Origin of the sequence: Xenorhabdus budapestensis (genome assembly GCF_017743015.1) — a bacterium.
Taxonomy (GTDB): Bacteria; Pseudomonadota; Gammaproteobacteria; order Enterobacterales; family Enterobacteriaceae; genus Xenorhabdus; species Xenorhabdus budapestensis.
On the sequence record NZ_CP072455.1, the window covers coordinates 592546 to 606160 of the forward strand.

The 13615-nt window shown below is 43.7% G+C and carries 9 protein-coding genes and 1 pseudogene; 7 read left to right on the plus strand and 3 right to left on the minus strand.

The genetic code is table 11. The features are described 5' to 3' along the window. The first annotated feature begins 4 nt into the window (after window positions 1-4). The 3 genes from HGO23_RS02560 to HGO23_RS02570 all read left to right on the plus strand — a co-directional run bounded on the left by HGO23_RS02560 (window position 5) and on the right by HGO23_RS02570 (window position 7116). Window positions 5-2599: a type I restriction-modification system subunit M gene (locus tag HGO23_RS02560; protein ID WP_038189494.1), complete on the plus strand. Its 2595-nt coding sequence runs from the start codon at window positions 5-7 to the stop codon at window positions 2597-2599. Beyond that, complete coding sequence (locus HGO23_RS02565) at window positions 2592-3866, plus strand: restriction endonuclease subunit S (RefSeq protein WP_209027868.1); 1275 nt, start codon at window positions 2592-2594, stop codon at window positions 3864-3866. The genes HGO23_RS02560 and HGO23_RS02565 overlap by 8 nt, the downstream gene beginning before the upstream one ends. A 130-nt stretch (window positions 3867-3996) precedes the next feature. Then, window positions 3997-7116, plus strand: a complete 3120-nt coding sequence (locus tag HGO23_RS02570; RefSeq protein ID WP_209027869.1) for a type I restriction endonuclease subunit R — start codon at window positions 3997-3999, stop codon at window positions 7114-7116. Window positions 7117-7362: 246 nt separating this feature from the next. Here the strand turns inward: HGO23_RS02570 and HGO23_RS02575 are convergent, their stop codons facing one another. Both HGO23_RS02575 and HGO23_RS02580 read right to left on the minus strand, forming a co-directional pair. Continuing rightward, complete coding sequence (locus tag HGO23_RS02575) at window positions 7363-8280, minus strand: integrase domain-containing protein (RefSeq protein ID WP_209027870.1); 918 nt, start codon at window positions 8278-8280, stop codon at window positions 7363-7365. Between the two features lie 1030 nt (window positions 8281-9310). Continuing rightward, window positions 9311-9682, minus strand: coding sequence for a hypothetical protein (locus tag HGO23_RS02580; protein WP_209027871.1), 372 nt, complete (start codon window positions 9680-9682; stop codon window positions 9311-9313). A 267-nt stretch (window positions 9683-9949) separates the two neighbouring features. On the opposite strand from HGO23_RS02580, the gene HGO23_RS02585 reads away from it, so the two are divergent. Next, window positions 9950-10531 (plus strand): hypothetical protein, encoded by a 582-nt coding sequence (locus tag HGO23_RS02585; protein WP_209027872.1) that lies wholly within the window; start codon window positions 9950-9952, stop codon window positions 10529-10531. A gap of 309 nt (window positions 10532-10840) precedes the next feature. Here HGO23_RS02585 and HGO23_RS02590 read toward each other — a convergent pair whose 3' ends face one another. After that, the gene (locus tag HGO23_RS02590) at window positions 10841-11230 is read right to left on the minus strand and encodes an SMI1/KNR4 family protein (RefSeq protein ID WP_209027873.1); all 390 of its coding nucleotides are present in this window, start codon (window positions 11228-11230) and stop codon (window positions 10841-10843) included. Between the two features lie 206 nt (window positions 11231-11436). Here HGO23_RS02590 and tnpA point away from each other — a divergent pair, with 206 nt between their 5' ends. From tnpA to tnpC, 3 genes and pseudogenes are all read left to right on the plus strand, one after another. Then, window positions 11437-11733, plus strand: a complete 297-nt coding sequence (gene tnpA, locus HGO23_RS02595; RefSeq protein WP_209027874.1) for an IS66 family insertion sequence element accessory protein TnpA — start codon at window positions 11437-11439, stop codon at window positions 11731-11733. A 41-nt stretch (window positions 11734-11774) separates the two neighbouring features. Further along, window positions 11775-12071 (plus strand): IS66 family insertion sequence element accessory protein TnpB, encoded by a 297-nt coding sequence (gene tnpB, locus HGO23_RS02600; protein ID WP_244967867.1) that lies wholly within the window; start codon window positions 11775-11777, stop codon window positions 12069-12071. A gap of 81 nt (window positions 12072-12152) precedes the next feature. After that, a pseudogene (gene tnpC / locus HGO23_RS02605) lies at window positions 12153-13608 on the plus strand (IS66 family transposase). The last annotated feature ends 7 nt before the right edge of the window (window positions 13609-13615 follow it).

The window sequence follows — 13615 nt, forward strand, 5'->3', positions numbered from 1 at the left end:
GAACATGAATAAACAACAACTGGCCGCCAAGATTTGGGAATCGGCTAACCAAATGCGTTCTAAAATCGAAGCAAACGATTACAAAGATTATATCTTAGGCTTCATTTTTTATAAATTTTTGTCTGATAAGCAAATTCAGTTCTTAATCCAAAACGAATTTGATGAGCAATCGATCAAAGAATTGAATGAGGGCGATACCGACACCCTCAAATACATTCAAGACGAATTAGGTTACTTCATCGCTTATGACAATCTGTTCTCAACTTGGATCAGTGATGGTAAAGATTTCGACATTGCTTATGTGCGTGATGCGTTATCGGCGTTCAGCCGCTTGATTAATCCAGATCATAAAGACTTGTTTGACGGTATTTTTACTACCCTGGAAACAGGACTAAGCAAGTTGGGTGAAAGTGCAGCAGCACAAACCAAAGCGGCGATGAATCTGATTCACCTGATTGATGGTATTCCGATGAAAGACAAGCATGATTATGATGTACTTGGTTTTATCTACGAATACCTGATCAGTTCGTTTGCTGCGAATGCGGGGAAAAAAGCCGGAGAATTCTACACTCCCCATGAAGTCTCGGTATTGATGTCAGAAATTATGGCTGAGCACCTGAAAAACCACAAACATATCAAAATTTACGATCCAACCAGTGGTTCCGGTTCTCTGTTGATCAACATCGGTCAATCGGTAGAAAGACGTCTTGATGGTGAAAATAACATCCGTTATTACGCGCAAGAGCTCAAGCAAAACACCTATAACTTAACTCGTATGAACTTGTTTATGCGTGGTATTTTGCCAAATAACATCATCACCCGTAACGCCGATACACTCGAAGACGATTGGCCTCTGGATGAAGATAAAACCCATGAACCGATGCGTGTGGATGCGGTTGTCTCTAACCCTCCTTATTCACAAAAGTGGGACCCAGAATTTAAAGACAAAGACCCTCGCTATTCGCCTTTTGGTTTAGCGCCAAAAACGAAGGCAGATTATGCATTCTTGCTACACGATCTGTACCACTTGAAACCCGATGGCATTATGACCATCGTTTTACCACACGGGGTATTATTCCGTGGTGGTGATGAAGGAAAGATCCGTGAGAACCTCATTGAAAAGAATCATATTGATGCCATTATCGGCTTACCGGCAAATATCTTCTTCGGTACGGGCATTCCAACCATTATTTTGGTGCTTAAGCAAACACGTAACAATGACGATGTATTGATCATCGACGCCTCAAAAGGGTTCGTCAAAGAGGGTAAGAACAACAAACTTCGCGCTTGCGACATAAAACGTATTGTGGATGCTGTGGTCACTCGTAAACCACAGGAAAAATTTGCAGCCTTAGTTAGCCGTGACACCATTCGCGATAATGGTTATAACCTCAATATTCCGCGTTATGTGGATTCTTCAGATGCAGCGGAAAGTTGGGATATTTACGCCTCTATGTTTGGTGGTATCCCTAATAACGAACTGGATGCGCTAAAACACTATTGGCAATCGATGCCTAACCTCAAGGCAAGCCTGTTTAAACTAACATCCAGTAATTACTCAGCATTAAAAGTTGCCGATGTGAGAGCAGAGATTGAAGCTGACTGTGATGTACAGCAATTTATGGCAACGTATCAAAAAGCTTTTAGTGATTTTGAGGCTTATTTGACAAAGAGCTTGATTAAAGAGCTGTTACAAGTCAAACCTTCGCGCCAACAAGATATCATCAGTGAAGAGATTTTCCGCCGTTTAGAAGGGATCGCACTGATTGATAAATACGATGCTTATCAATTGCTTGATGATCAATGGCAGCAACTCAGTGCGGATTTGGAAATGATCCAAACCGAAGGTATGAATACCTGTAAAGTAGTTGAACCGAATATGGTAACCAAAAAGCAAAAAGGCAAAGACGTTCAGGTTCAAGACGGTTGGTTTGGTCGCATCTTCCCCTTTGCGTTGGTTGAAAAAACCTACTTTGTAGAAGACCTAGCAAAAATCCAAATCATGGCAGAGCGTTTGCAAAGCATCGAATCTGAGGTTCAGGAGATCTTCGATTCGCTGAGCGAAGACGATAAAGAAGCGGAATATGTTAATGACGACAAAACCGCATTTGTTAACGCAACACTAAACAAAGAAGTGAAACAAATCAAAGCCGACAAAAAGAAAGGCGAAACACTTGATAATGACAGCTTTGAAAGCAAATTGCTTGCCGTAGACAAATTACAAACAGAAGATAAATCACTGAAGGTAAACCTCAAAGCCGCCAATGAAGCTTTGCTGGAAGCAACACGTAAAAAAATCGAAAACTTAACTCAAGATGAAATTGATCATCTACTGCTGCTTAAATGGATAAAACCTATTGTTAACTCCCTGGGTAAACTGCCAAATCAGGTCTTGCAGCAATTAACCAGTAAGCTGGAAGCTTTGGCAGGAAAGTATACACAAACTTATGCCGATATTGCTCAAGAAACCCGACAAGTGGAGCAAAGCTTGGCGGCAATGATGGGCGAACTGCAAGGCAATGAATTTGATATGCAGGGCTTAAAAGAGCTGCAACAGTTCCTTTCTGGTGAAAAGTTGCAAGGTGGCGCCGATGAGTAAGGAAAAAGCGTTGCAACCTGCTCTGCGTTTTACCGATTTTACTGGAGATTGGGAAAATAAAAAATTAGGTGAAGTCGTAGAGTTTTTCAGTGGCTTAACTTACTCACCAAGTGATGTTACCGGCAGCTATGGCACATTAGTTCTACGTTCATCAAACGTAAAAAATGCTCAATTATCCTTTGAAGACAATGTGTATGTTAAATCAAAGGTTGTTAACTGTAGTAATGTTAAAACTGGTGATATTGTTGTTGTTGTGCGAAATGGCTCCAGGTCGTTAATTGGAAAGCATGCTCCAATATTAACTCCCATGCCAAACACTGTGATTGGCGCATTTATGACAGGAATTCGTACTGAACAATCCAGTTTTATTAATGCACTACTTGATACTTCACTTTTTAATAAAGCGGTAGAGAAGAACCTCGGTGCAACTATCAACCAGATTACGACTGGTGCTTTTAAAGAAATGGAGTTTTATTTCTCGGCGATAGAGCAAGAAAAAAAACAAATCGGTACTTTTTTCCAAAACATCGATCAACAACTAAAACTCCATCAATCCAAACTCACCAAGTTGCAGCAATTAAAAAAGTCAATGCTGGGTAAGATGTTCCCAAAAGCGGGAGAAAAAGTGCCAGAGGTTCGTTTTGCTGGGTTTAGTGGGGATTGGGAAACTAAAGTTTTTAAAGATAGTTTTAATTATATTGCTAATAACTGTCTTTCCAGAGCGCAGCTAAATGATAAATCCGGATTGGCTATGAATGTTCACTACGGTGATGTTCTGATTAAATTCGATGAAGTATTAGACGTTTTTGAGACAAACATACCGTATATTTCTAATGAGGCGCTAGTAAGTAACCTAATGCCCAATTGTTTACAGGATGGCGATATAGTTATTGCTGATGCGGCAGAAGATACATCCGTTGGTAAATGTACGGAAATTTACAATTTAGGTGAACAGTTATTATTTGCTGGCTTGCATACTATCGCTATTAGACCATTAACACCTTTCGCGCCGAAATATTTGGGCTATTTTCTGAATTCGAACTTATATCATGATCAGTTGATACCAATAATGCAAGGAACAAAAGTGTTATCAGTATCAAAATCATCGATTAAAGAAACGTTAATCTATTACCCTAATGATTTAGCTGAACAAACTAAAATTGGCAATTACTTCCATAACCTCGATCGCTTAATTGCGCTCCAGCAGCAACACATTAATAAGCTGAAAAATATTAAGCAAGCGTGCTTAGAAAAAATGTTTGTTTAAGCACTAAATCAATACCCAATAGGATGCGCTCACCACGTTAGTTTAGGGGCGCACTCTGATATCAATTTTTTGAGTTACCTCTAGTAAGCGCGAGGTGACCGAGTTTAAAACTGTACGCTAAGGATAAGCTGTGACCTACACTAGTGAAGCCCAATTTGAACAAGATGTTATCACTGAACTATGCAAAAAAGGCTGGGAAGATAAGGTTTTAGCCAACCTCACTGAAGCCGATTTGCTGCAAAATTGGGCGGATATTCTTTATCAAAATAACAACAGTATTGATCGCCTAAACAATGTGCCACTCAGCCAGAGTGAGATGCAGCAAATTATAGAGCAAATCATTGCGCTTAAAACACCACTCAAGCTAAATGGTTTTATTAACGGTAAAACGGTCTCTATTAAACGTGACAATGCCGCGGACACCCTGCACTATGGCAAAGAGATCAGTCTCAATATTTACGACCGCCAAGAAATAGCCGCGGGGAAAAGCCGGTATCAAATTGTTCAGCAACCTCGATTTGAGCGTAAAAGTGCCGTCCAACACGACAGGCGCGGTGATCTTTTGTTGCTGATCAATGGAATGCCCGTTATCCACCTTGAACTCAAACGTTCAGGCGTCCCAGTGATTGAGGCGTGTAATCAGATTGAAAAATACACCCATGAAGGGCATTTTACCGGCGGCATCATGGCGTTAGTGCAGGTGTTTGTTGCAATGAATCCAGATAACACCTTGTATTTTGCTAACCCTGGAAAGGACGGGATCTTTAATCATGATTACTACTTCCAGTGGGCCGATTTTTCTAATGAACCCATCAACAACTGGCAGAAAGTGATCGAGGGGTTGCTATCCATCCCGATGGCTCACCAATTAATTGGTTTTTATACTGTTGCCGACAATGCCGATGGCATTCTTAAAGTGATGCGCAGCTATCAGTATTACGCTGCTAATGCCATTTCAAATAAAGTTGCCAGCCTGGACTGGTCTATTAAAAATAAAGGTGGCTACATTTGGCATACCACTGGCTCGGGTAAAACCATGACCAGCTTTAAGTCTGCGCAACTGATTGCTAACTCTGGCGATGCCGATAAAGTGGTGTTTTTGATGGACCGCATCGAGTTAGGAACACAATCCTTAGAGGAATATCGCAGCTTTGCCGATGCCAGTGATGATGTTCAAGGAACAGAAAATACCTATGTTCTGATCGCCAAACTGAAAAGCATAAAGCCAAGCGATAACTTGATTGTGACTTCAATTCAAAAGATGAGCAACATCCACGATGAAGGACAATTAAAAACTGCGGATATCGACTGTATTAATCAAAAGCGCATTGTGTTCATTGTCGACGAAGCCCACCGTTCAACCTTTGGCGATATGCTTTCTATCATCAAAGCCACTTTCCCTAATGCGGTGTTCTTTGGCTTTACGGGAACGCCAATCCAAGAAGAAAACCAGAAGAAGGACAGCACAACCAGTACGATTTTTGGTGATGAGTTACATCGTTATAGCATTGCGGATGGTATTCGAGATGGTAACGTGCTGGGGTTCGACCCTTGCAAAGTGATGACGTATCGTGATGATGACTTACGCGAGGCGGTTGCGCTTGAAAAAGCCAAAGCAACGAGTGTTGCTGAAGTGTTTGCTGACACTGCAAAAACTAAAATTTATGAAAAGTACATGGACAGTGCTCGAGTGCCAATGGCGACCCAAGAAATCAATGGTAAAAAAGTGCGAGGCATTGAAGAATTACTGCCTGCAACGCAATATGATCGCATAGAGCATAAACAGCAAGTCATTAATGATATTCTGGCTAACTGGGTACGTTTTAGCCGTGGTAATCAATTTCATGGCATTTTTGCCACACACAGTATTCCTGATGCCTTACAGTATTATCGATTATTCAAACAGCAAGCTCCTCAACTGAAGATAACAGCGTTGTTTGATCCTAATCTTGATAACAAAGGTAACGCCGTGACTAAAGAGGCTGGGTTAGTTGAGGTTATTGAGGACTATAACAAAACCTACAATACGACCTATACCTTACCCACTCATGCGCAATTTAAAAAGGATATTGCGGCACGTCTTGCACACAAAAAGCCTTATCAATATGTCGAACAACAACCGGACCAGCAATTACATTTACTGATTGTTGTTGCTCAGATGCTCACCGGTTATGACTCCAAATGGGTGAATACCCTGTATTTGGATAAAGAACTTGAGTATGCAAATATCATTCAAGCGTTTTCTCGCACTAACCGATTGTTTGGTATCGATAAACCTTTTGGCAACATCCGTTATTATCGCAAACCGCACACTATGGAACTCAACATCAATAAAGCGCTCAAACTCTATTCTGGAGACCGTCCTTATGGTGTATTTGTGGAGAAATTGGAAGATAACTTACATTCTCTCAATGAAAAATTTGCCGAAATAGAAATCATTTTCAAAAACGCGAAGATCAGCGATTTTAGTCAGTTACCAAAAGATGAAGAGACTCGTGCTAAGTTTGCCAGCCTGTTTAATGAGTTCAGCAAAACCTTAGAGGCGGCAAAAGTTCAAGGTTTTAACTGGCAGGAAAACAGCTATTCATTTGAAGAAACGGGTAATACCGTGGATATTGATTTTGATGAGAATCAGTATCAAGCGATGTTACAACGTTATAAAGAGTTGTCATCCTCTTCGGGTAATGGTGGCAGTGCGCCTGCTGTGCCTTATGCCATTTTGGGCTATTTAACCAAGCAAAACACGGGGCGAATTGATCATAACTATATGAACGCTCAGTTCACCAAATTTCTTAAGCAATGCGATCAACCGAATGTCACGTCAGAGGAGATGCAACAAACGCTTGATGAACTGCATAAATCCTTTGCTACCTTAAGCCAAGCGGAACAAAAACAGGCAAACAAGCTACTGCTTGATGTACAAGCAGGTAATTTAATCATCGAAGCAGGCAGATCCTTACAGGATTACATTACCCGTGCTCAAGCAGAGGAAGAAGATAAAGCCTTGCAGGTAATGGTCGATGCTTTGGGACTTGATGGTAAGCAGCTTAAAAAACTAACGAAAGGAAATCTCACCGCCGCTAACTTAAACGATTATGGTCGTTTTGATGCACTTAAGGCAACAGTGGATAAAGCCAAAGCTAAGGCCTATCTAGAAGATAAATTAGGCACAAAGCTAACGCCACCTAAAGTCAATATTGAACTGAACAAGCTACTGCGGGAGTTTATTTTGCAGGGTGCCACAGATTAGATACGCTACATTCGATAGAGTTAAATGTATTTTGCATAATTAGTCACTTTATGAGCTAACCATTCACGTTTGTCTTTATTCATTAAGACTAGAACCCGAATAATTGGATTTATTCGGGTTTTACTCTAAATGATTTATGTCCAGAAACGGGTTAGGGCTAACATGTGAATAATCGGCTAAGTGTCAAGGTTGGTTTGCTCGTATTCCAATGACCAAAGCAGCAGACCGTGTATGATCCAATACAACTTATTCGCCCTCAATATTCTGGTAATACACCTGCCGGATATAGCGCCCCCGACCATCGCCATGCCCTAAATCCATTGAAATCAGTGCCAGCGCTTCCCGCTCGCTAAATCCTTGCGCTATATAATGTTCCCCGGATTGCTGAGCAAAATGATAACGCATACTGTGTGGCGCTTTATTGCCGCTCAGTCCTGCACGTCTGACAATATAGCGGTAACGGTCGATGGCCTGCGTGATCGTAGGTTTATCAATCAATTTGCCACTGCGCCCGGCCTGCTCACGTTCCGCATAGGCAATGGCATGTTGAAGTGCAGCCCGATCCAGTATGACCGTCTGCCTGGGTCGCCCCCCTTTGGTGCCAAACACCACTCGCACGGCGGTATGACCATTATCCAACGCTTTTTTCCAGGTCGCTAACGATTTATAGGCTTCCACCGCTTCTTTGGTGCGTAGGCCCAACACATACGCCAGTTGCATCACCGCCGCCACGCTCCGATCTTTTTGTTCGACCTGCTGAAAGATTTCTCTGAACGCAACCGGTGTCAGCGCCGTTTTCGTTCCCTTGCGGCTCATCCCCGCGATACCCAAAGCCTGATTGCTCAAACGGGTATTTGCGGGATCAGCCAGCTTATGCTTGCCGGCCTGCGCTAAAATGGCCCGCAGCACAGACATCTCATTTTGCAGTGTCCGATGACTGATATTGTTGGCCTTACGCTCAGCAATATAGCGCTCGATATATTTCACCTTCAGACTATCCATTTGCCGGAGTTTGATGCCATTGTTTTTCAAATAATCAAGGAAGTACCGGGCAATCCGCTCACGATCCGCCACCGTGACAAAACTCCCGCCTGCTTCTCGGGCGTGGGTAATAAATGCTTTTCTGAACTGCTCAACTTTTGAACGTGTTGAGTTCTGCGCCATCCGCACCTTCCCTGTCACTTTTCATTTCTTATGCTTAAAAATTCTCTGCGTGTCGGTTCAGGTTCACCGTTCTGTGGTGCGTCAGACAATGTGTAGCAGAGCGAGGTTGTGTTGAGTTATTGCAGGAGCTCGCGGCGTGCTCAGCACGGCGATGGGATGCTCCCCGTTCAGTGCCTGATCTAATCAGGATGAACGCCTCATTATCTTGACGAGTCGTATCTCCTTTTTTACTGCATCAGCCTGTTCCAAGGCAGTGGATTGAAAACCAGACCGGATGATTGTTCATTAATCAAACAGAATGTCAGTCACTGGTCTGTTTTGAGTGGTTTCACTGAGTAATTCGGGGTTCAAATCGGTCGTAAAGCCAGACTGGACGTGCTCTGGACGTTGACGCCCGGCGGCGTCACTTGGTAATTGCTACGCTCAAACACAAGTGACGCCGCGCAATATTCGGGACGTTTATCGTGATGAATAGACAATGTGGATGAATGTTGTACCGATGAAAACGGTCTTGTTCTGCGTAAGACAGGGCCTATTCTGCCCTGCTAGATGAGTAGCCGGTGGTGAATCACACCGGGAGACTTTCATCATCAGACGGAGGGTTAGGTGTCCAATGATATCTGCTTCCAAAAGTGCGCAGATGTACCGCATTGTAATGCTCTCCCTTGCAGGCTACGGGAGTTTTGTTTCGCCGCTTCACGCTGATCCTGACAGGCGATGGATCATTGATAACAGCTAATTACCTTATCGATTAGATTGAACGAGGTCAAATTTTTGTTCGATGACGGGGTGTGGGGGAAAATATCATTATTTTCCCCTATTTATAATGTAGACAGGCTTGTGAGATGAGATGCCCGTAATTACTATACCGCGACAAAATTACTACATCTCAATAGGTTAAAAATTTGGGGCCGCTGTGGGCGGTTATCACAAGAATAAAGCCATTTCCCTTTATATGCCGTATTCTTTCACTGATCGTGACCTGTTACATGCCGTAAGAGAGATATTAAGAGCCGGATTGTGCTCATTATTATGTTTCAAGGCGGCAGGCGACAATAAAAGCCATCATACAAGTGTAAGAATTGCCTGTATCTTCTTTTTTGACTTCACGTTGCCAATGCTCAACGGTGTACCTCCAGCTATACGCTGTATATTTCCTGTTTGGTTTCTGGTTAGTCGTGGTGATCAGGTCGCTCCAGTATAAGAAATCAATGCACTGACGAACCTGCTCAATAAAATCTTCGGTTAGGCAGTCTATTGAGTGACTGTTTCCTTTGCGCTTCGTGCGCTCCTGTAAGCCATTGTCGTGAGCATCAGGATATTCTCGTTCAATTTGTACCAGTTCACGAGCTATTTCGTTCAGAGTGATGTTTTGCGGGGAATCGGTAAGGTATTGTTTCATATTATGACCTGTTATTTTATTAATGGATTACAGGGGTTCCCCTGAATCAGTCAGTTATGGCTAAATTTATTTTCACTGGTTGACCTGATACTATAGTGTTAGAAGAAGGTTATACATACCATTCATAAAGTTGTTTTAAAAAATATTGATAGATTTTTTTAAATCTGGGTAGAATATTTCTTGATATCCCAATTATTTCAAATAAATAATAACGTTTTTTAATAAAATTATTAATCTACCAATATCTAAAGCAAAAAAGGAAATAACATGAAAAAATTAGTAATTATGCTTACATTAGGAATGGTTAGCTTTGGAGCAATGGCAGTTGATGGGTATAAAGATGCAAAATTTGGCATGACAGAAGAAGAGTTTCTTTCGAAGAAGTTATGTAATTTTGAAAAATTTGAAGAAAGCCCTCGAATAAAAGAAATATCGCTTTATTCGTGCTCTGACTTTTCGCTTGCTAACAAAAAGCGTGAGGCGATGGCATTTTTTTTAAATGGAAAATTTAAGAGATTAGATATTGATATTGGCTCATACGTGAAGCCAGTCAGCAAATTGTTAGAGAAAAAGTACGGAGAACCGTCATCGTACTCATCAAAAGAAGAATATGAGGATGCGCTAAAAAATAATGGAACTATATCCGTAGGTTATGATAATAATACGATATTAGTTGATATACGTATCATATGTGTCAAAGAAGGTAAAGAAGCCAGCCAACTGATTTATACGAGTCCAGATGTTTATACGAGCACAGATTTCAAAGAAAAAACTCAGGAATTAAAAGAATCAAAGGAATTTCAGGAATTACTGGACTTAGATCGTAAAAAACTGGAAGAAGATATTTGATTTTTATTTGAGATGATATCGACGGGTTCCCGCACCAGAAAAAGCGGTTCGGGTTTCAGCATCGGGTCAGGCCACTGTGCCGCCATTGGGTCACATGTTGCTGTTTTTGTTCGGGGGTGTATCGGTTACAGCGCATAATTGGGTCTCCAAATGAAAGATAAGAAGCCGTAGCGTGCATGAGCCGAATGGACGGAACAAGGTGAGATCACCCGACGCTTACGAATGATTGACCGCTAAAAAGGAGCTCCCAGCACTTGGGCTGGGATCTTAACGTCATTTATACAATTTTAATTAGCAAAATCTCATATTTTACTCTGCTTCCTGTTCTATTTTATAACGGGCTGATTCTTCCTTTGCTAATTCTAGCCATTCATCAAAATTATTAAGATTCCCTCTATCTTCCCATCCAGTTGACGCAAAAGAATGGATAAAAAATACTTTTGGATCACCTGAGACATCAGAGCCATCAAAGCAAGCAATATCATCAGAATAAGATACTTTTGCAAATGGTACGAGTTGTCTCTCTGGATATTGCGTCTTCATTTCAGACAACCAGTATTTAGCAAATTTCTTAAATTCGCATAAAAACCACCAAGGTTCTAAATCCAAAATATATTCTTTATTTACTATTTCCAAAAAAGAGGGTGGAAAACTAAATCCTTCTGGTAGTTCTTCTGTTGAATATAAGTAACATGTCATAATGGATTAGTCCTTTGATTTTCCAGTAATTCTAGGCGGCTCATCGGAACCATAGGGGTTATTCTTACTAAACCCGCCAGTTTGCTTATTTATCCTTCCTGTGATTGCCTCTCCCCATGTTTTGTAAGCGCCTAATTAACCCCACATACCCGGCTGATTAATCTTTTGTCATAGTGTGTTCTCTTTTATTGAGAAGGGGAACCACCATGACATTAACTGAAAAACAACAACATTGGGCAGCGGTTATCGAGGCTCAGAAACAGAGCGGGCTGACGGTGACTGCGTTTTGTCAGCACCAGGAGATTAATCTGGCCACGTTTTACTATTGGTCCAAAAAATGTCGGCAACAGGCTGAGCCCCAACACCTGCACCCGGTTGTGTTCGATGAGACACTGAACACCGGACACATCGTCACACTCTGCCTGCCTGGTGGGATCCGGGTTGAGTTGTCGGCAGCGTTATCCTCCATGCAGATCCGCCACTGGATTGAGGTGCTGCAATGATCCCGTTTGGCACGATATACTTAGTATCCGGTCACACCGATATGCGAAAATCCATTGACGGGCTGGCGGGTGTCGTTGACGCGCTCGGTCTGGATCCGCTCAGTGAAGCCGGGTTTATTTTCTGCAATCGCCATCGCGATAAGCTCAAGATTTTATTCTGGGATACCAACGGCTTCTGGCTTTACTATCGCCGGCTAGAAAAAGGCCGTTTTCAGTGGCCTACATCAAGGGCCGACGGGACGGTTCACATCACGCGTCAGCAACTGAACTGGCTGTTGTCGGGACTGACACTCTCGCCTTCCCGCGCTCATCAGCCCTTACGGGGATTAAAAGTGTGACCGATGACACTAATCCCGGTATTGGACTTGCACGATCCGGTTTCACTGTCACACTTAAGCTTTCTCCTGAGCGCTTGAATGATGACTGATCTGCCCGATGATATTGACCAACTGAAAGTCCTCATCTGCCAGCTTCAGGCCGATATTCAGGGAAAAGATCGTCAGATTCAGGCGCAGGCTGAATCGCTGGCTGAGCTGCGTACCCAAATTAAACGGTTACTCGGACAGCTCAACCTCAGCAAATCGGAACGCTTTGGGAAACAGAGCGAAAAAGCCGATATAGGCACCTTCAACGAGGCGGAACAGCAGGCTGTCCTGCCTAAACCCGCCCGGCGCCCCATAAAAAAGGGCGGCAGCCGCTGCCTGCCTGCGGGGTCGAATCCACTGAAACCCTGAAAATCGTCCCGCAGAAAGTGAGTGTGATCCGTCACGAACGCACCAAATACGCCTGCCGGCAGTGCGAAAAGACGCAGACTCACAGTAAAATCATCACCGCCCCGGCGCCGGCCAGTTTGTTGCCCCGGACGATCGCCAGCCCGGACACGCAGGCCGCCATTGTCACGGCCAAATATGTCGATGCGCTGCCCCTGTACCGTCAGGCGGATATTTTAGCGCGCTCCGGTATCGAGATAAGCCGCAGTACGCTGGCGAACTGGTGTGTGCAACTCGGCGGCAAAGTGCATGTGCTGGTCGCCCTGATGCGGGCGCATCTGCGCAATGAACCCTTGATTTGTGCGGATGAAACCCCCGTTCAGGTGCTTCACGAAGCGGATCGCCCAGCGCAGAGCAAATCCTACATGTGGGTCTATCGCAGCGGCGAATTTGCCTCTCACCCGGCGGTGATTTTCGACTACCAGCCAAGTCGCAACGGGCACTGTGTCGCCGACTTTTTAGGCGATTATGCCGGGTATCTGCTGACCGATGGCTACGCGGCTTACGATACGCTGAAACAGGTCAGACAGGCGGGTTGCATGGCCCATGCCCGGCGCAAATTTACCGAGGCACAGAAAGTCCAGCCGGGTAAAAAAGCCGGCCGGGCCGAGCAGGGACTGACGTTTATCGCCCGGCTGTACGCCATTGAGCGGGAAGCCCGGTTACTCACAGCCCCGATGAACGACAGCTATTACGGCAGGAAAAAGCGATGCCTGTGCTGAAAGACTTCCACGACTGGCTAACCAAAGCAAGCCGGACGGCGTTACCGAAAAGTGCCATTGGCAAAGCCATCACGTATGCCCTGAACCAATGGCCGAAGCTGATTGTCTATCTTGAAGACGGTCATATCAGCATTGATAACAATGTCACTGAGCGGGATATTCGTCCGTTCACGACCGGGCGAAAAAATTGGTCGTTTTCCGCTTCCGCTGACGGTGCTTTCGCGAGCGCAAGTTTATACAGCCTGGTGATGACCTGCCGGGCCAATGACATCAATCCTTATTTTTACTTCCGGCATACCTTTACGGAACTCCCCAAACGCCATTCCGACGACCCCCTGCACGACCTGCTCCCGTGGAACGTGAATATTGGCGACATCATGTAAAATACAC